This window comes from Streptomyces sp. NPDC012637 (genome assembly GCF_042954805.1).
Classification (GTDB): domain Bacteria; phylum Actinomycetota; class Actinomycetes; order Streptomycetales; family Streptomycetaceae; genus Streptomyces.
This window is the reverse complement of the sequence record NZ_JBIBDS010000005.1, coordinates 490,642-508,936: the sequence shown is the minus strand read 5'-3', so window position 1 is coordinate 508,936 and position 18,295 is coordinate 490,642. Positions and strand designations below refer to the sequence as shown.

General features: G+C 70.7%; 19 protein-coding genes. 6 read left to right on the top strand and 13 right to left on the bottom strand.

Annotated features, from left to right (window positions below; translation table 11 throughout):
* The first annotated feature begins 175 nt into the window (after positions 1–175).
* From ACFY8W_RS22650 to ACFY8W_RS22640, 3 genes are all read left to right on the top strand, one after another.
* Positions 176–313, top strand: coding sequence for a hypothetical protein (locus ACFY8W_RS22650; protein ID WP_391107978.1), 138 nt, complete (start codon positions 176–178; stop codon positions 311–313).
* A gap of 83 nt (positions 314–396) precedes the next feature.
* The gene (locus ACFY8W_RS22645) at positions 397–1,242 is read left to right on the top strand and encodes a bifunctional DNA primase/polymerase (protein ID WP_391107975.1); all 846 of its coding nucleotides are present in this window, start codon (positions 397–399) and stop codon (positions 1,240–1,242) included.
* Positions 1,243–1,244: 2 nt separating this feature from the next.
* Positions 1,245–2,720, top strand: coding sequence for an ATP-binding protein (locus tag ACFY8W_RS22640; RefSeq protein WP_391107972.1), 1,476 nt, complete (start codon positions 1,245–1,247; stop codon positions 2,718–2,720).
* A gap of 153 nt (positions 2,721–2,873) precedes the next feature.
* Here ACFY8W_RS22640 and ACFY8W_RS22635 read toward each other — a convergent pair whose 3' ends face one another.
* Positions 2,874–3,365, bottom strand: coding sequence for a hypothetical protein (locus ACFY8W_RS22635; RefSeq protein WP_391107969.1), 492 nt, complete (start codon positions 3,363–3,365; stop codon positions 2,874–2,876).
* Positions 3,366–3,483: 118 nt separating this feature from the next.
* Positions 3,484–3,747 carry a hypothetical protein gene (locus ACFY8W_RS22630; RefSeq protein ID WP_391107966.1) on the bottom strand — a complete coding sequence of 88 codons (264 nt, stop codon included), beginning with the start codon at positions 3,745–3,747 and terminating at the stop codon, positions 3,484–3,486.
* A 581-nt stretch (positions 3,748–4,328) separates the two neighbouring features.
* Here ACFY8W_RS22630 and ACFY8W_RS22625 point away from each other — a divergent pair.
* Together ACFY8W_RS22625 and ACFY8W_RS22620 are read left to right on the top strand one after the other, a co-directional pair.
* Positions 4,329–4,559 (top strand): helix-turn-helix domain-containing protein, encoded by a 231-nt coding sequence (locus ACFY8W_RS22625; protein ID WP_391107963.1) that lies wholly within the window; start codon positions 4,329–4,331, stop codon positions 4,557–4,559.
* An 81-nt stretch (positions 4,560–4,640) separates the two neighbouring features.
* The gene (locus ACFY8W_RS22620) at positions 4,641–5,900 is read left to right on the top strand and encodes a tyrosine-type recombinase/integrase (RefSeq protein ID WP_391107961.1); all 1,260 of its coding nucleotides are present in this window, start codon (positions 4,641–4,643) and stop codon (positions 5,898–5,900) included.
* Positions 5,901–6,045: 145 nt separating this feature from the next.
* Here the strand turns inward: ACFY8W_RS22620 and ACFY8W_RS22615 are convergent, their stop codons facing one another.
* The 6 genes from ACFY8W_RS22615 to rpsB form a co-directional block, all read right to left on the bottom strand.
* Positions 6,046–7,662: an MFS transporter gene (locus ACFY8W_RS22615; protein ID WP_391107958.1), complete on the bottom strand. Its 1,617-nt coding sequence runs from the start codon at positions 7,660–7,662 to the stop codon at positions 6,046–6,048.
* A 136-nt stretch (positions 7,663–7,798) separates the two neighbouring features.
* Positions 7,799–8,923: a phosphatidate cytidylyltransferase gene (locus ACFY8W_RS22610; protein WP_391107955.1), complete on the bottom strand. Its 1,125-nt coding sequence runs from the start codon at positions 8,921–8,923 to the stop codon at positions 7,799–7,801.
* Positions 8,923–9,480, bottom strand: a complete 558-nt coding sequence (gene frr / locus ACFY8W_RS22605) for a ribosome recycling factor (RefSeq protein WP_391107952.1) — start codon at positions 9,478–9,480, stop codon at positions 8,923–8,925. Before frr ends, ACFY8W_RS22610 begins: the two co-directional genes overlap by 1 nt.
* A gap of 130 nt (positions 9,481–9,610) precedes the next feature.
* Entirely contained in the window at positions 9,611–10,375 is a 765-nt protein-coding gene (gene pyrH, locus ACFY8W_RS22600; RefSeq protein ID WP_391107949.1) for a UMP kinase, read from the bottom strand.
* Positions 10,376–10,532: 157 nt separating this feature from the next.
* A complete protein-coding gene (gene tsf, locus ACFY8W_RS22595; protein WP_391107946.1) occupies positions 10,533–11,369 on the bottom strand; it encodes a translation elongation factor Ts in 837 nt (278 codons plus the stop codon).
* A 111-nt stretch (positions 11,370–11,480) separates the two neighbouring features.
* Positions 11,481–12,362: a 30S ribosomal protein S2 gene (gene rpsB, locus ACFY8W_RS22590; protein ID WP_391107943.1), complete on the bottom strand. Its 882-nt coding sequence runs from the start codon at positions 12,360–12,362 to the stop codon at positions 11,481–11,483.
* 253 nt (positions 12,363–12,615) lie between these two features.
* Here rpsB and ACFY8W_RS22585 point away from each other — a divergent pair, with 253 nt between their 5' ends.
* Positions 12,616–13,098 carry a peptidoglycan DD-metalloendopeptidase family protein gene (locus tag ACFY8W_RS22585; protein WP_391107940.1) on the top strand — a complete coding sequence of 161 codons (483 nt, stop codon included), beginning with the start codon at positions 12,616–12,618 and terminating at the stop codon, positions 13,096–13,098.
* A 101-nt stretch (positions 13,099–13,199) separates the two neighbouring features.
* Here the strand turns inward: ACFY8W_RS22585 and ACFY8W_RS22580 are convergent, their stop codons facing one another.
* The 5 genes from ACFY8W_RS22580 to ACFY8W_RS22560 form a co-directional block, all read right to left on the bottom strand.
* Entirely contained in the window at positions 13,200–13,760 is a 561-nt protein-coding gene (locus ACFY8W_RS22580) for a TetR family transcriptional regulator (RefSeq protein WP_391108295.1), read from the bottom strand.
* A gap of 57 nt (positions 13,761–13,817) precedes the next feature.
* Positions 13,818–14,654, bottom strand: coding sequence for an RNA polymerase sigma factor WhiG (whiG, locus tag ACFY8W_RS22575; RefSeq protein WP_389654256.1), 837 nt, complete (start codon positions 14,652–14,654; stop codon positions 13,818–13,820).
* 245 nt (positions 14,655–14,899) lie between these two features.
* Positions 14,900–16,171 carry a DNA-processing protein DprA gene (gene dprA, locus ACFY8W_RS22570; protein WP_391107937.1) on the bottom strand — a complete coding sequence of 424 codons (1,272 nt, stop codon included), beginning with the start codon at positions 16,169–16,171 and terminating at the stop codon, positions 14,900–14,902.
* Positions 16,168–17,790 carry an ATP-binding protein gene (locus tag ACFY8W_RS22565; RefSeq protein ID WP_391107934.1) on the bottom strand — a complete coding sequence of 541 codons (1,623 nt, stop codon included), beginning with the start codon at positions 17,788–17,790 and terminating at the stop codon, positions 16,168–16,170. The genes dprA and ACFY8W_RS22565 overlap by 4 nt, the downstream gene beginning before the upstream one ends.
* Positions 17,791–18,156, bottom strand: a complete 366-nt coding sequence (locus tag ACFY8W_RS22560; RefSeq protein WP_391107931.1) for a YraN family protein — start codon at positions 18,154–18,156, stop codon at positions 17,791–17,793.
* Positions 18,157–18,295 lie beyond the last annotated feature (139 nt).

Sequence of the window (18,295 nt, the reverse complement as noted above, 5' to 3'; positions counted from 1 at the left end):
AGCACAGACACCCCTCCAGGGAGGCAGGGAAGCACCCCAGCTCAGCGCCCCGAAACCCCCTCCACAGGGCAGATCGGCGGGCCCCTGCTTCCCTCCCTGCCTCAGGCAACCGACTACTCAACGCAGCCGAGGCGCCGTCGCGGCGCCGAAGCATCTCCAACTCTGAGGAGCCTCCATGCCCGGCAAGCCCTCGAACACCAGCCCCGTCCAGCGCCCCGGCAACGGCCCCGGCCGCTGGAACGACGAGAGCGGCAGCCGCCCCAGCACCAAGACCACCCCCGTAGCCCACCGCCCCCGCCCATCCGCCTCCTGACACCCGAAAGGGCAGCCCCCGCCTCGCCAAAGTCTGGGGCCGCCCTCGTTCCAGCACCGATCAGAGAACTGGAGACACCCAGCATGACCCATCCCCTACTGATCCGGCGAGACAGCGCGCTCAACCTCGCTGCATGCGGCCTGCCCGTCCTGCCGCTGAGCGCCGACAAGCGCCCGTTCGGTAACTGCCCCGACTGCCGGGACAACCGCTGCGGCGGGCGGCCGAACATGAAGACTCCCGGGCCGTGCCTGTGCCCCCGTCCGTGCCACGGATGGGCAGCCGCCACCACCGACCTCAACGTGCTGTCCTCCGCCCCCTGGACGGCCGCATGGCGCCGCGCCGGGGCCGTCGCCTACCACCCGGGCGCCGCCGGGGTGACCGTGGTCGACCTGGACGACGCCGACGCGATCGCGTGGGCCCGCGCCACCCTGCCCCAGACGCGCACTGTGGCCACGACGCGGGGCGAGCACTGGATCTACCAGGGGGCGATGCAGTCCGCCAACGGCGTGCGGACAGGCGTGGACATCAAGTCGTCCATGTCCTACGCCCGCTGGCTCGGCCCCGGCACCGGCACCCTCGCTCCCCTTCCCGCGGCTGTCCGGGCCCTGGTCGACAAGAAGCCGTCCACGGTCAGGCCGATCACCGTCACGGTGCCCGCGCCAGCCGGTGGCGGGCAGTGCCCGCACCGCTCGCCCGTCTTCCTGGAGCGGGGCATCGCCATGGCCGAGCAGCGCATCACCGACGCGGACAGTGCGATCCACAGCACCGTCTACCGGACGTTCCTCGCGGTGCTGTCCGCCCACGGCCGGTGCGGCTGCCTGACCGACGCGCACGTCGCCCGCCTGTTCTCCGCCGCGCAGGCCAAGGGAGAGTCGCCGCGGCACTGCGTGGACGCGTGGGCCAACGCCCGCACGGCTTTGGGGATGTGACCGTGGCCGAGGACGAGAAGAACCCGGCCCGCGAGGTCATCACCGACTACGCGCAGAGCCACTTCCGGTACTTCCGCACCATCGACGGCACCGTCTACGCCCAGCGCAACGGCCACCCCGTCGCGCGGCCGATCCGCTCGCAGGGAACGACCGGCAGCCACCGCCAGGAACTCATGGTCGGCCTGTTCCGCGACGGGTTCGGCGTCTTCAACGGAACCGCCTTGAAGGAGGCACTCGACTTGATCGAAGCACTCGCGCTGACCGAGGACGTCCAGCCCGTCCACATCCGCGTCGCCCCCGGCTTCGACGGAGCAACCTGGCTCGACCTCGGCCGCGACGACGGTAAGTCCGTTCGCATCCACCCCACCGGCTGGGACATCCGCATCCCCGACCCGCGCGAGGTGTGCTGGCGCCGGACCCAGCTCACCGGGGAGCTCCCGCTGCCGGTCAAGGACACCGACGGCAAGGGCATCGACCTGCTGATGCGGCTGTGCAACTTCAGCGACGCTCGCGCCGAGAGCCTGGCCCTCGCGTGGCTGGTCGGCTGCCTCGGCCCCGACGTCCCCGTCCCCGCACCGTTCCTCACCGGCCCGCAGGGCGCGGGCAAGTCGACCGCCGGCAAGATGCTCGTGCGGATCATCGAGGGCATGAGCGGCGACCTGCGCCGGGCCCCGAAGGACGAGGAGAACCTGATCACCGCCGTCGCCGCCGGATGGGTCACCGGCCTGGACAACCTCTCCCACCTCGGCCCGGACCTCTCCGACCTGATGTGCTGCATCGTCACCGGCGCCGAGAACATCAAGCGCGCCCTGTTCACCGACGGCGACGTCGTCCGCGCCCGCTACCGCCGGCCGATGCTGCTCACCGGCATCGACGTCGGCGTCATCCGCCCCGACCTCGCCGAACGCCTCCTCCCGCTCCGCCTGGAACGCCCCCGGGTGCGGCGGACCGAGGCGGAGCTGTGGACGGAGTTCGCCCGCGACCTGCCCGTGATCCTCGGGTCCGTGCTCGACCTGGCCGTCGAGGTCCGCGCCACCCAGGCCGACATTCCCACCGACCTGCGCATGGCCGACTTCGCCCACCTGTGCGCGCAGCTCGACACCGCCCGCAACTTCGGGGCCCTGGACGCCTACCGGGCCAGCCTGGACGACCTCAACGACGACGTCATCGAGGGCGACCTCCTCGCCCAGACCGTCCTCAAGCGCGCCGCCGAGATCGAGCCCGGCACCGAGGTCCGGATGACCTCGGCCGAGTGGCTGCACGGCCTCACCCAGCTCTACACCGGCGAGGGAGAGTTCCGCCCCCTGCCCAAGGGCTGGCCCACCACCGGCAAGGTCCTCTCCGACCGCCTCAAGCGCCTCCAGCCCGTCCTGGCCGCCCGCGGCGTCCTGGTCGACTGGGGCCGCACCCGCACCGCCCGCTACATCGAGATGACCCGCCTTAAGCCCCGGCAGGATGAACAGCAGGAACTGCTTTAGGGGTCGCCCCCTTAACCCGAGTGTCTGCGCCGGTGATTTTTGGCCCCACCAGAACGGTTTCGCTTGGCCCCACTTTTGGGCCGTTCAGGTGACGGCCCTGAGCAGTGTCGAGAAGGAAGGGATTGGTTTCCTACGGCCAGTACCAGCGTTCCGTCACCCGTTGTTGAGCTCAAGGGGGTGCGGGAGCGGCTCCCACTCCGGCAGCCAGTCGGTGGCCGTCCCGCCGGTCAACGCGAGGTGGAACCAGTCGCTGAAGCCGAGGTCGGTGTCGTGCCAGTCCGCCCAGCCGCGGCGAAACGCCGAGACCGTCCAGGTCCCACCCTCACGGGGAACGAGGAACAGCTGGTCGCCTTCAATCGTGTTCCCCCAGACCAGCGCCCCGCCCGGGGTCGGCAGGACCACGTGGGGAACCGTCCGGGATGCTTCCAGCTGCCGGCCCATCCCGTCGGCGTACCTGCGCAACGTCCTGGCCCCGCAGAAATAGATGTAGTCCGAGACGACCGCGTCGCCGTACGCGCCGGCGATCGCGATGAAGTCCTCAGGCAAGGTGACCGACCAAGACAAAGCGATCTCCCTGATCAGATGCCCCTCGTCATGCCGAACGGGAGCCCCGAGCAGGGGGATGAAATCGCCGACAGCCTTCACCAAGTCTCCTACCACTCACAGCGCTGACCGCCTGGTGGGGCCAACTTAAACCGTTACTCGGTGGGGCCACTTGCAGCCGTCACCCCGGGGCCAAGAAACACCGTCCAAGACACCCGAGCTACGCCAGGCGGAATCCACCGAGCTGGTAATCAAGGTCAGCCTTGAACTCCAGCCTAGGGACTGCGGCCCGCATGGCCGCGTAGCTCTCCGGCCCGATCGGATACACGGCGGCGGCAAGGAGCTCATCCTCCCCACGCTCCGGAAAGAGCGTGTTGAGCCTCAGGATCTCGTCCCGCGTGAGGCTGATGATCTGGGCCGCGACCTCATCACCGTCCCACCCGATGAGTTCCCAGCCCAACTCGTCAACGTCTTGGTCAATCATGCTGCCCACAGTACGAGCAGGCCCGGGTGACACCTACCGCAATATCTACTGGGAACCTGGCCGTCCACGGAAGTGCCGCGGCCCACCTCTGGCCCCTGTACGGCTCACTGGACAGGCAAGAGGAGCACCCCGGGCCCGCGCGCGGGTGCTCCTCTTGCTCTTCGGCGGCTGGCCGCCGCCCAAAGGGCGTGCCGCTCCGCGGCTCCACATTCACGCCCGAAGGCGCGCACCACAACAGACACAGGCCCCTCTTTTTCCTAAGTAGGAAGACCCTGCGTCACCTGCGTCACTACGGCCCCGAAAACTGGTCCTGACCTGCATCAACAAGGGTGACGCAGAACCCGAATCTCTGCGTCACCCTTCGTCACCTGCGTCACCCCGTGACAGACAGCACCATCACCGGTGACACGGACCGCCACCCCCTGCGTCACCGAAAACCACAGGTCAGCGGCCCAAATGACGCTGATGACGCCGTGACGCAGAAATCCCCACCTCGGACAGATGCCACCCGCACTCCGCCCCGTGGCACTCGCGGCTGGCAGCACACACCAACCGTCGCTCGAACCTTCGGAGGGCACCGAGTGAAGCCCAGCTCCGACCCACAAGCCGTTCTCCGAGGCGGCCTCCCTGACCGGTACCTCACCCCCGAGGACATCGCCGCGATGTTCTCCGTGCCGATTGAGACCGTCTACCACTGGCGCAAGCAGCGCACCGGCCCGCCCGGATTCCGCGTCGGCCGGCACGTCCGCTACGACCCCACCGCCGTCCGCAACTGGGTCACCCAGCAGAGCGACCTCGACGCGGCCGCCTGACCCCCGCTCCTCAGCCCCAAGCCCGTGGCGCTCCTCCGAGTGCCGCGGGCTTCCCCGTGCACGGAAGGACCACTGCCCCACATGGCTGGCCACGTCCAAGACCGCTGGTACAAGACTGAGACCGGCGCCGACGGCAAGTCTCGCCGCGTCAAGACCGATCGCTACGGCAAGGGCAGCCGCTACCGCGCCCGCTACATCGGCCCCGACGGCACCGAGCAGTCCAAGAGCTTCCCCGACAAGCAGAAGCGCCTCGCCGAGAAATGGCTCTCCAACATTGAGACCGACATGGCCCGGGGCACATACGTCGACCCGCGTGCCGCCCGAATCACCTTTCGGAGCTACGCCGCCAAGTGGCTCAAGGGCCAGACCTCGGAGCTGTCGAGTCAGATCGAGATCGAGCGGCGGCTCAGGCTGCACGCCTTCCCGCTGATCGGCTCCCGGCCCCTGGACTCGTTCCGGCCGCAGCACATCCGGGAGCTCTTGGGCGCCCTGGAGTCCAGCTCGATCAGCAACTCCTACGCCAGGAACATCTACAGCGACGTGCGGTCGGTGCTCTCGGCCGCCGTGGACGACGGGCTGTTGCCCCGGAACCCATGCGCGGTGAAGTCCGTACGGCCGCCGGCGGGCGAGCCGCGGCGAGTCGTTCCGTGGAGTGCCGAGCAGGTGCGGGCCGTCCGCGCCGCCCTCCCCGCCCGGTACCGCGCGATGGCAGACGTGGGCGCGGGTTGCGGCCTCCGTCAGGGTGAGATCGTCGGGCTTGCCGAGGATGCCGTGGACTTTGAGGTCGGGGTGCTGCGCGTGGTCCGCCAGGTGAAGCTCATCCGGGGCAAGGCAGTCTTCGCGCCGCCGAAGTGCGACAAGGAGCGTGACGTGCCGCTGCCTACGTACGTCGCTGACTCCCTCCGTGAGCACATGGACGCGTGCAAGCCGGTCGAGGTCACGCTGCCCTGGCGGAAGCCCGATGGCCCTCTGGTAACCGCGCGGCTCCTGTTCACCAACCAGGCCAACGGGGTTGTCTGGCGGAGCAACTTCAACATCCAGGAGTGGAAGCCCGCCATCGCAGCGGCCGGTCTGATCCCCGTCCCGGAGAAGGGCAAGCCGTACGCGGCGGCGCGCGAGCACGGGATGCACGCCCTGCGGCACTTCTACGCGTCGCTCCTCCTGGACGCGGGCGAGAACATCAAGGCCGTCAGCCAGTACCTTGGCCACGCCGACCCGGCGCTGACCCTGCGGGTGTACGCGCACCTCATGCCGTCGAGCCAGGAGCGGACCAGGAAGGCCGTCGACGGGCTGTTTCTGCCGGCGCCTCGCGCCTCTGACGGCCCAGAGACGGCCCAGTGAGCTGAAACGGCCCCCTGCTCTGCACCGAATGGGCAGGTCAGGGGGCCTTTTCGCACCCTCGCCCACAGAGTTCTCCGGGCTTGGGCATGGTCCTACCAGTGTCGCAGACCGCGGCCGGTGTCCCGGAGCCGAACGCGGTCCGCCGTCACGGCCGCGCCGAGCCGGGCTGTGTCCTGGGGATCCGCGACGTGAAGAACAGCGCCACGACGGAGGCGCAGGCGAGGATCGCGAGGGCGGCGCGCAGGCCGTCGAGGCGGGCGGCCGCGTTCGCGTCGAGGGCGGCGTCGGTGACCGCCGGGGAGACGCCCGCCTCGTCCAGGGCGTCGGTGAGCTGGGCGTCCGACAGGAAGGGGATGCCGCTCTGGAGCTCCACGGAGGCCTGGCTCTTGACCTCGGCGGGGACGGCCGGGTTCTGGTCGATGTTGGTCAGGAACGACGAGGTGAGCACCGCGATCATGATCGACCCGGCGAGCGCCGTGCCGATGGAGGCGCCGAGGTTGGTGACGGAGTTCTGCAGGCCACCGACCTGGGCGCTCTCCTCGTCGGGGACGGCGGAGACGGTGACCGATCCCAGCTGGGACGCCAGCGCGCCCATGCCGAGCCCGATGAGCAGCAGCGGCAGGGTGACGACCTCCGCCCCGGCGTCCGCGTCCAGGGCGGCCATCAGGACGATCGCCCCCGCGAGCAGCGCGAACACACCGAGCCGCACCACCCGGCGCGGGGAGACCTCGGGGAAGAAGCGCGGGATCAGCAGCGCCGCCGCGAGCAGGGTCACCGACAGCGGCAGGATGTGGGCGCCGGTCGACAGCGCCGACAGACCGAGGGCGACCGAGAGGTAGAGCGGGACGAGGAAGAAGACGCCCATCTGCACGAGGTACTGGAAGAAGAACATCGTCAGACCGCCGGTCAGCTGCCGGTTCTTCAGCATCCGCGGGTCCACCAGCGGGTCCCCGCCGCCGCGGGCGAGCCGGGCCTCCCAGCGCAGGAAGAACCAGATCAGCAGCAGACCGGCCAGCACCAGCCACACCGTCGGGGAGACGCCGAGCCAGGAGGGCGCGTCGGGCTTGGGCCGCACCCAGCCCCACTCACCGGCCCGCAGGACGCCGTAGACGAAGGCCCCGAGACCGGCCGCGGACAGGAAGGCGCCCACCACGTCGAGGCGCGGCGGCTCCGTGATCGGGGCGTCGGCGATGCGCCGCGCGAAGACGAGGATGACGAGCACCAGCAGCACCTCGCCCGCGAAGACCCACCGCCAGGAGAAGTACGTCGTGGCGAGACCGCCGATCAGCGGTCCGAGCGCGATGGCGACCGCCCCGGCCGCCGCCACCACGCCGTACGCGGTCGGACGCCGTTCCGTCGGGAAGTTCCCCGCCACCAGGGCCACGATCGCGGGCATGATGAGCGCCGCGCCGACCCCCTCCAGGAACGACCAGCCGATCAGCAGGACCGTCAGGTTCGGGGCGAGCGCCGTCGTGAGCGAGCCGCAGCCGTACACGACGCAGCCGATCATGAACGCGCGCTTGCGGCCGATCAGAGCCCCCACGGTGCCCCCGGGGATCATCAGCATCGCCATCACCAGCGTGTACGCCGTAATGGCGCCCTGGATGCCGGTCACCGTGGTGCCCACGTCCTCGGCGACCGTCGCGATGGACACGTTCATGACGGAGCTGTCGAGCGCCATCAGGAACTGCCCCGCCGCCAGGGTCAGCAGAACGGTGGTGGCCCCCGTCGACCTCCGGGCCTGGTGTGCCTTCGCTGTCATGCTCCGATGCTTGCCCCGGCGGACGCGCCGCGCCGACGGCCCGCCGCCGACGTCCCCCACCTGGCGGACGCCGAAGGGCCCGCCGCCCCCACGGGGACGACGGACCCTTCGCACACGACCTGCCCGGACGGACCCGTCAGCCGCTGCCGACGAAGACCACCATCAGCAGCCACACCACCGGCGCCGTCGGCAGCAGCGAGTCCAGCCGGTCCATGATGCCGCCGTGACCCGGCAGCAGCGTGCCCATGTCCTTGATGCCGAGGTCACGCTTGATCATCGACTCGCCCAGATCACCCAGCGTCGCGCTCGCCGCGACCGCCAGACCGAGCAGCAGACCCTGCCACCACGTGCCGTCGTCGATCATGAACTGCATGCACAGCGCACCCGCCGCCATCGCGAACGCGACCGCCCCGAGCAGACCCTCCCGGGTCTTCCCCGGACTGATCCGCGGCGCCAGCTTGTGCTTGCCGAACCGCCAGCCGACCGCATAAGCGCCCGTGTCGCTGACCACCGTCAGCAGCAGGAACGTCAGCACCCGCTGCGGACCGTCGTCCGCGGTCAGCAGCAGCGCCACGAACGTCGCCAGGAACGGCACGTAGAACGCGGCGAACACACCCGCCGTGACGTCCTTCAGATAGCCCTCGGGCGGCTCCGTCATCCGCCACACGAGGACGGCCAGCGCCGTGAGCGCCATCGCCACCCACGCGCCCTCCGCGCCCCGCACGTACCCGGCGACGACCATCGCCGCGCCGCCGACCGCGAGCGGGACCAGCGGCGCCTTGATGCCCTTGCGCTCCTGGAGACGGGAGGTCAGCTCCCACAGGCCGACCACCACGGCGACCGCTATCACCCCGACGAACGCCGGCTTCCAGATGAACAGCGACGCGATGATGACCGCGCCGAGCCCCACGCCGACCCCTATCGCCGCACCCAGGTCACGGCCCGCGCTCTTCTTCTGCCGCGGCTGCTGCCGGGGCGAAGGAGCGTGCGGCGGCTGGGAGGGGCTGGACATGGGCTCCTGCGGGGGCTCGTGCGGCGGGTGCTCGTGCGGCGTCTCGTCACGGAACAGGGGACCGCTCGGCAGAGCGGCCCCCCGGTCGTGATCGTCCTGGTTGTCGCCGGCGGGAACGTCGGACACGATGGGCATGGGCCGAGTCTGCGCCGCCAGCCGCCCGTCGTAGGCGGGACCCGCCGGGGCAGGCCCCTGGTCGGGTCCCCCGAAGCCGGATCCGGCCGGGGCCCCCCAGGATGAGTCGTTCATCAGACCTCGAGGAGCTCGGCTTCCTTGTGCTTGAGCAGCTCGTCCACCTGCGCCACGTACTTCGCGGTGGTGTCGTCCAGCTCCTTCTCCGCGCGGCGGCCCTCGTCCTCACCGACCTCGCCGTCCTTGACGAACTTGTCGATGGTCTCCTTGGCCTTGCGGCGCACCGAGCGGATCGAGATCTTGGAGTCCTCGGCCTTGCCCTTGGCGACCTTGATGTACTCCTTGCGGCGCTCCTCGGTCAGCTCCGGGAAGACCACACGGATGATGTTGCCGTCGTTGCTCGGGTTGACGCCCAGGTCCGAGTCGCGGATGGCCTGCTCGATGTTGCGCAGCGCGCTCTTGTCGAACGGGGTCACCACGGCCATGCGCGGCTCCGGAACGGAGAACGACGCCAGCTGGTTGATGGGGGTGATGGCACCGTAGTAGTCCGCCACGATCTTGTTGAACATCGCCGGGTGCGCACGGCCCGTGCGGATCGCGGCGAAGTCCTCCTTGGCGACCACGACGGCCTTCTCCATCTTCTCCTCGGCCTCGAGGAGGGTCTCTTCGATCACCACTTGCTCCTGCGTGTCGTCGCGTTGTGTCCTGCACGGTGTACGACCGGCAGGGCTCTGTCCATCCCCCTCGCGGGGACCGTCCCCCTCACGGGGTGCGGCCCCGACGCGGGGCGGTTCCCGGTTCGGGTCAGGCCCGGGTGCCCTGGTCGCTCACGAGCGTGCCGATCTTCTCACCCTTCACCGCGCGAGCGATATTGCCCTCGGCGAGCAGCTCGAAGACGAGGATCGGAAGGGTGTTGTCCCGGCACAGGGTGATCGCGGTGGCGTCGGCGACCTTCAGGTTGCGGGAGAGCACCTCGCCGTACTCCAGCGCATCGAACTTGACCGCGTCCGGGTTGGCCTTCGGGTCGGAGTCGTACACGCCGTCGACACCGTTCTTGCCCATGAGGAGGGCCTCGGCGTCGATCTCCAGGGCACGCTGGGCGGCGGTCGTGTCCGTGGAGAAGTACGGCATGCCCATACCGGCGCCGAAGATGACCACGCGGCCCTTCTCCAGGTGGCGCACGGCCCGCAGCGGGATGTACGGCTCGGCGACCTGGCCCATGGTGATGGCGGTCTGGACGCGCGAGTCGATGCCCTCCTTCTCCAGGAAGTCCTGGAGGGCGAGGCAGTTCATCACCGTGCCGAGCATGCCCATGTAGTCGGAGCGGGCCCGGTCCATGCCGCGCTGCTGGAGCTCGGCGCCACGGAAGAAGTTGCCGCCGCCGATCACGATCGCGATCTGGGCGCCGTCGCGGACGACGGCCGCGATCTCGCGCGCGATGGCGTGCACGACATCCGGGTCGACTCCGAGACCGGTGCCTCCGGAGAAAGCCTCACCGGACAGCTTCAGCATGAAGCGGCCGGCCTTTTTGCCGTTGTTGTCGTCGCCCTGTGCGGCGCCCTGATTCATGGGGATCTCCTCGTGCACATACGAAGAAGGCCATTGCCTGGGGTCCTTGCGGTGTCCCGTACGGCAATGGCCTCCTCGTCAGATCTGCGGCCGTCCCGCGCGGACGCGAGCGGCTGCTTCAGACCCTACCGGGGTCCGGTGTCCGTTGCGTACGGACTCAGATGCCGACCTTGATGCGGGTGAAGCGCTTCAGGGTCACGCCGGCCTCGTCCAGGATCTGCTGGACGGACTTCTTGTTGTCCAGCGCGTACGGCTGGCCGAGCAGCGTGGCGTCCTTGAAGAAGCCGTTGACGCGACCCTCGACGATCTTGGCGATCGCGGCCTCGGGCTTGCCCTCGGCGCGGGTGGTCTCCTCGGCGACGCGACGCTCGGTCTCGACGACCTCGGCCGGGACGTCCTCGCGGGTGAGGTACTTCGGCGCGAAGGCGGCGATGTGCTGGGCGACACCCTTGGCGACGTCGGCGTCGGCCTTGTCGAACTCGACGAGGACACCGATCTGCGGCGGGAGGTCCGGCATCGTGCGGTGCATGTACGCGAAGACGAAACCGTCGGCGTACTGCGCGAAGCGGTCCAGGACGATCTTCTCGCCGAGGTTGGCGTTGGCCTCGTCGACGTACGCCTGCACGGTCTTGCCGGCCTCGATCTCGGAGGCGAGCAGCGCGGCGATGTCGGCCGGGGAGGTGGCGGCGACGTGGGCGGCGAGCGCGTTGGCGACGGCGAGGAACTTGTCACCCTTGGCGACGAAGTCCGTCTCGCACTTCAGCTCGACCAGGACACCGGAGGTGTTGTCGTCGGCGATGAGGGAGACCACGGCGCCGTTCTCGGCAGAGCGGCCCTCGCGCTTGGCGACGCCCTTCTGGCCCTTGATGCGGAGCGCCTCGACGGCCTTGTCGACGTTGCCGTCGGCCTCGTCCAGGGCCTTCTTGCAGTCCATCATGCCGGCGCCGGTGAGCTCGCGGAGCTTCTTGACGTCAGCGGCGGTGTAGTTCGCCATGAGTCTGTTTCTCTCTCGAAGTCTGAAAGATCGGGCGGGTCCACGGGTGGACGGCGGGGGCTTCGTGGGCCCCCGCCGTCGTCACCCGAAGGTCCTGAGGGACCGGAAGGGTCAGGCCTGCTCGGCGTCGGCGGCCGGAGCCTCGGCAGCCGGGGCCTCGGCAGCGGGGGCCTCAGCGGCCGGAGCCTCGGCGGCCGGAGCCTCGTCGGCCTTCTTCTCACCCTCGAGCAGGTCGCGCTCCCACTCGGCGAGCGGCTCGCCGGCGGCCTTCTCGCCCGGCTTCTGGTCGCCGGTCGCGGCGCCGGAGCGGGCGATGAGGCCCTCGGCGACGGCGTCGGCGATCACGCGGGTGAGCAGGGTGACGGAGCGGATCGCGTCGTCGTTGCCCGGGATCTTGTAGTCGACCTCGTCGGGGTCGCAGTTGGTGTCGAGGATCGCGACGACCGGGATGTGGAGCTTGCGCGCCTCACCGACGGCGATGTGCTCCTTCTTGGTGTCGACGATCCAGACGGCGCTCGGCACCTTCTGCATCTCGCGGATACCACCGAGGGTCTTCTCCAGCTTGGCCTTCTCGCGGGAGAGGACCAGGAGCTCCTTCTTGGTGAGGCCGGAGGCGGCCACGTCCTCGAAGTCGATCTGCTCGAGCTCCTTGAGGCGCTGCAGACGCTTGTAGACGGTCGAGAAGTTGGTGAGCATGCCGCCCAGCCAGCGCTGGTTGACGTACGGCATGCCGACACGGGTCGCCTGCTCGGCGATGGCCTCCTGGGCCTGCTTCTTCGTACCGACGAACATGATGGAGCCGCCGTGCGCGACGGTCTCCTTGACGAACTCGTAGGCGCGGTCGATGTACGACAGCGACTGGAGCAGGTCGATGATGTAGATGCCGTTGCGCTCGGTGAAGATGAAGCGCTTCATCTTCGGGTTCCAGCGACGGGTCTGGTGACCGAAGTGGACGCCGCTCTCCAGCAGCTCCCGCATCGTGACGACGGCCATGGCCGTATCTCCTTGGGTTGATCGGTTGTGTCCTGACGCCCCGACGCGCCGTGCCACGAAGGACCGATCGGCGCTGCCACCGTCGAGGAGACCAGTGGCGGGGCGTGCGAAGTCGACCCGGTGACCCGGGTCGCCATGGAAAGTGTACGGGACCCCGGAGGCACCGGGTGACGGCACTGTCCACAACCCGGCGGTTGTCCACAGATTCCGGCGATACCGGTCACGACCCCCGCCGCCCGGGCAGCCTGCAGCCATGAACCTTCACCTCGCACCCGCCACCACACTGCTGCTCACCCTGGTCACCGCGATCTGGCCGGTGGGACCGCCCCGCCCCGAGGTCCTGCGCGGCTGGAAGCCACCCCCCGGCCCGTACGCCGCGGGCCACCGCGGCATCGACCTCGCCGCCCCACCGGGCACCCCGGTCCGCGCCCCCGCCGCCGGCACGATCACCTTCGCGGGCCCGGTCGCGGGCCACGGCGTCCTCACCCTCACCCTGCCGGACACGGGCACGCCGCCCCTGCGCACCACGTACGGCCCGGTGGACCCCCTGGTGCGCCCGGGCGCGACCGTCCGCGCGGGCGAGGTCATCGGCCACGTGGCGGACGGGGACGGCCACTGCCCGCGCAGCTGCCTCCACTGGGGCCTGCTGCGCGGCGGCACCTACCTGAACCCGCTCACCCTGATCGGAGCCGGGACGCCGAGACTCCTCCCGGTCTGGGGGCAGCCACCCGTGTAGACGGAAGAGGGAGGGAGGTGGGGAGGGGTGGGCGCGGGGAGGGGTGGGGGGCGGGGGGGGAGGGGGAGGGCCCCCAAGCCGAAGGTTCTCGCGAGGCGGGGTCAGGCGCCGCGGATTCCGCCCAGGGCCATCGACACGGCCGCTTCCGTGATGGTTGCCGGGTCCTCGGCCGCGCCGAGTTCGATGCGGCGGACGGCAGCGTCGACGACGCCCTGGAGGAGCATGGCTTCCAGGCGGGGCTGGGGGCGGCCCAGGTCGGTGAGGGCTTCGACGATCATGGTGACCAGGCCGCCGTGGGCGGCGCGGATCTTCTCGCGGGCGCCGTCGTCGAGCTCGCTCGCGGAGATCGCGACCACCGCGCGGTGGCGCCGGTCCCCCACCAGCTCAAGCTGGCTGCGGACGTACGCCTCAACCTTGCCCTCGGCGGTGTCGGCGGCGGCCATGGCCGTCTCGACCTCGGCGGCCCAGACGGGGAAGTCGACGGCGCAGAGTTCTTCGACCACTGCGGCCCGGGAGCGGAAGTACTCGTAGACCGAGGAGCGGGCGAGGCCCGTGCGCTCGGCGAGGGCGGGGAAGGTCAGCGCCTCCGTGCCGCCTTCGGACAGCAGGGAGCGCGCGGCGTCGAGCAGGGCGCCGCGCTGCATGGTCCGGTGCTCGGCCACGGAGGCCGCTCGAATCCTGGGCACGGATCCACTGTACGGCGAGAGGGCCTCGCTCGGTCAGCGGCCCACGTCGGCCAGTTTGGCGCGCAGCTGAAGGACGGACTTGGTGTGGATCTGGCTGACCCGGCTCTCGGTGACGCCGAGAACGTGGCCGATCTCGGCCAGGGTGAGGCCTTCGTAGTAGTACAGCGTGACGACGGTCTTCTCGCGTTCGGGGAGGGTGTTGATGGCGCGGGCGAGGAGCCGGCGCAGCTCGCGGTCCTCGGCGACCTCGACGGGGTTGTCGGCGGCGGTGTCCTCGAGGGTGTCCATGAGGGAGAGCCGGTCGCCGCCTTCGCCGCCGACGTGGAGGAGCTCTTCGAGGGCGACCACGTTGGCGAGGGACAACTGGCTGAAGACGGAGTGGAGTTCCTCCAGGGTGACGCCCATTTCGTCGGCGACCTCGGCTTCGCTGGGGGTGCGTCGCAGCTGGGCTTCGAGGGTGGCGTAGGCGCGTTCGACGTTGCGGGCCTTCTGGCGGACGGAGCGGGGGATCCAGTCGAGGGCGCGGAGTTCGTCGATCATGGCGCCGCGGATGCGGGTGATGGCGTAGGTCTCGAACTTGATGGCCCGCTCGACGTCGAACTTCTCGATGGCGTCGATGAGTCCGAAGACTCCGGAGGAGACGAAGTCGGCCTGCTCCACGTTGGAGGGCAGGCCGACACTGACGCGTCCGGCGACGTACTTCACGAGGGGTGAGTAGTGCAGGATCAGCTGTTCCCGTAGCCGCTCGTCGCCGGTGTCCTTGTACGAGCGCCAGAGTTCGTCGAGCGAGGTCGGGGCGGGCGGTCGCACGGTGCCCCGGGCTGCTGGGGGCACCGCAGCGCGGTCAGACCCGGAGGTGTGCTGGGGCATGCGTCGCCTTGAGCCGTTCTGCTGTCGGGTGCGAAGGGGTCGTTCCGGTCGTCGGGTGCGGGATCCTCGTGAGCGTAGCGTGAGTGGGCTGTCGCGGTGCGCGAACGTCCGGGGTTCGCGCCGGTCCGGGTGGCTGGCGTCGCCCGCATCTTCGAACGGGGGCCGTGGCGCGGGTCGGCCCCTCGGGTGCGGCCGAGAGAACTCGATTGCTCATTGGATTCACCTTTTCACCCGAATGCTCGGGGTCAAGTACCGCCATGCCGGGCGTTCGAGGGTTCTGTGCGGGTGTTCGTCAACCGCCAGTCGTTCTGTTGTCGCTCGACGAACCCGAGGGAGTGGAGTTCGTACAGCTTGGCGAGGGTGTGGTCGGGGCCGGTGCCGGCGCGTGCGGCGATGTCGTCGAGGGCTGCGGGGTGGTGGCCGGGGAGGGCTTCGAGGATGTGGGCGGTGTCGGGGTCGAGGAGGTCGCGGGGCAGGACGGGGCCGCGGCGGGGTGGGGCGAACTGTCCGATGTCGCCGACGAGTTCGATGATTTCGGCGGCGTCGGTGACGAGGGTGGCCTCGCCGCGGAGGAGTTCGTGGACGCCGGCGGAGAGGCCGCTGGTGACGGGTCCGGGGACGCCCATGGTGTGGCGGCCGAGGGTGGCGGCGGCGCGGGCGGTGACGAGGGAGCCGCTGCGGTATTCGGCTTCGACGACGACGGTGCCGCGGGTGAGGGCGGCGATGACGCGGTTGCGGAGGACGAAGCGGCTGCGGGTGGGGTGGCTGCCGGGTGGGAGTTCGCCGATGACGAGGCCTTGTTCGGCGATGCGGCGGATGAGTGCGGCGTGGCCGCGGGGGTAGGGCATGTCGACGCCGCAGGCGAGTACGGCGACGGTGGCGCCGTCGGAGCCGAGGGCGCCGCGGTGGGCGGCGCCGTCGATGCCGAAGGCGGCTCCGGAGACGACGACCCAGCCGCGTTCGGCGAGGTCGGCGGCGAGGGTGGCGGCGGTGTGGGCGCCGTAGGGGGTGCAGGCGCGGGCGCCGACGACGGCGACGGAGCGGAGGGCCCAGCTGCGGAGGTCGGCGGGGCCGCGGATCCAGAGGCCGATGGGTCGGGTGTCGTGGAGGTCGTCGAGCTGGCTGGGCCACTCGGTGTCGCCGGGGATGAGGAAGCGTCCGCCGCAGCGGGTGATGCGGTCGAGGTCGTGCTCGGGTGCGGCGGTCCGGGCCCGGCGTCGCCAGCTCTCGATCCTTTTGGTGCTGGTGCCGGGGAAGGCGGTGTTGTCGGGTGGGGCGCCGCTGGTGCCGGTGGCCGGTGCCTCGTCACGGGCTGCCGTGCTGTCCTTGGTCGCGGGGAGCAGCGTCTCGGTGTCGGCGCCGGTCGGGACCGGTTCGCTGTGGCCGTCTGTCAGGAGCTGGAGGAAGTGTGTCGGGCCGTGGCGGCGTAAGGCGCGTCCTGCGTGTTCGTCGCCGGGTTCGATGATGTGGGTGAGGGCGGCGCGGGCGAGGCGTTCCTCGTCGGACGGGGTGGTCATGACCACTCTCCTGTGGCTCCGGCGGGGGCGGGGACGCCTCGGGCGATGCCCGTGCGCAGTTCGAGGGCGAGGGCGAGGTCTTCGGCGTCGGGCCGGTCGTGGCCGGCGAGGTCGGCGACGGTCCAGGCGACGCGGAGGACGCGGTCGAGGCCGCGGGCGGTGAGCAGGCCGCGTTCGATGTCGCGTTCGGCGGCGGCGAGGGCGCCGGGTGCGGCGGTGAAGCGGGTGCGGAGTTCGTGGCCGGGGACTTCGCTGTTGACCGTCCAGGGCGTGTCGTCGAGGCGGGCGGCGGTGCGGGCTCGGGCTTCGCGGACGCGGTCGGCGACGGTGGTGCTGGGTTCGCCTCGGCTGCTTTGGCCGAGGAGGTCGCTGCGGGTGACGGGTTCGACCTCGATGCGGAGGTCGACGCGGTCGAGGAGGGGTCCGGAGAGCCGGGCTTGGTAGCGGCGGATGACGGAGGCGGGGCATTCGCAGCCGGCGCCGTGGAGGGTGTGGCGTCCGCAGGGGCAGGGGTTGGCGGCGAGGGCGAGGAGGAAGCGGGCGGGGAGGCGGACGACTCCGGCGGCTCGGGCGACGACGACGTGGCCGGATTCGAGGGGCTGGCGGAGTGCGTCGAGGGATTTCGTCGAGAATTCCGGTGCTTCGTCGAGGAAGAGGACGCCTCTGTGGGCGAGGGAGACGGCGCCGGGGCGGGGCAGTCCGTTGCCGCCGCCGATGAGGGACTGCATGGTCGCGGAGTGGTGGGGTGCGCAGTAGGGCGGGCGGTGGACGAGGGGTTCGCCGGGCGGGAGGATGCCGGCGACGGAGTGGACGGCGGTCACTTCGAGGGATTCCTGGCGGGTGAGGGCCGGGAGGATGCCGGGGAGCCGTTCGGCGAGCATGGTCTTTCCGGCGCCTGGTGGTCCGGTGAGGAGTAGGTGGTGGCCGCCTGCGGCGGCGATTTCCAGGGCGCGGCGCGCGGTGTGCTGGCCGGCGACGTCGGCGAGGTCGGGTCCGTCGGCGGGGCCGGCGGCGAGTCCGGTGCCGATTCCGGCGCCGGGGACGAGGAGTCCGGCGAGCATGGGGTCGGGTCTGCCGTCGTCGTGGGGTTCTTCGTCGGGTACGGGTTCGTCGGCGAGGATCGCGATGAGTTGGCGCAGGGTGCGGACGCCGAGGACGGAGACGCCGGGGACGAGGGCGGCTTCGCCCGCGGTCTGTTCGGGGACGACGACCTGTCGGTATCCGGCGTCGGCTGCGGCGAGGACGGCGGGCAGGACGCCGCGGACGGGCCGGACGCGGCCGTCGAGGCCGAGTTCGCCGATGAGGACGAGGTCGGCGATGGTGCGGGGGTCGATGCGTTCGGCGGCGCCGAGGACCGCGGCGGCGACGGCGAGGTCGAAGCCGGAGCCGCCTTTGGGTACGGATGCAGGGCTGAGGCCGACGGTGAGTTTCTTCTGGGGCCATTCGGCGCCGGCGTTGACGATGGCGGCGCGGACGCGGTCGCGGCTCTCGCTGAGGCTTTTGTCGGGGAGTCCGACGAGGGTGAAGGCGGCGACTCCGGCTTCGAGGTCGGCCTGGACTTCGACGACGACGCCTTCGACGCCGACGAGGGCGACGGAGCAGGTGCGGGCGAATCCCATTCAGGCCACCCCTTGGGCGTGGGTGATGACGGGTGCGCCGCGGCGGGGCAGGACGACGCCGATGAGGTCGATGCGGACGGCGCCGCCGGCGGGTGGTCCGCCGTGGGTGTCGAGCCAGTGGGCGGCGAGGTGCCGCAGCCGCTGGGCCTTGCGAGGCGTGACGGCTTCCATGGGGTGCTGGAAGGTCCCGTCGCGGCGGGTCTTGACCTCGCAGAAGACGAGGGTGTCGCCGTCGCGGGCGACGATGTCGATCTCGCCGGCCCGCCCGCAGCGCCAGTTCCTGGCGAGGATGTGCAGGCCGGTCGCGGCGAGCGTGCGGGCGGCGACGTCTTCGCCGTACCGCCCGAGTGCTCCGGTTGCGTTCATTCGGTACCACCTCCGGCACCGACTGTGACGCACCGCTACTCCGCGTGTGCGGGGCTGTGGACAGTGGGCCGGTTGTGGACAACCGGGCCACTCCTACGGGCGGTTTCTGCTGCTGTGCGGTTTCGGGCCGCGCGGGTGG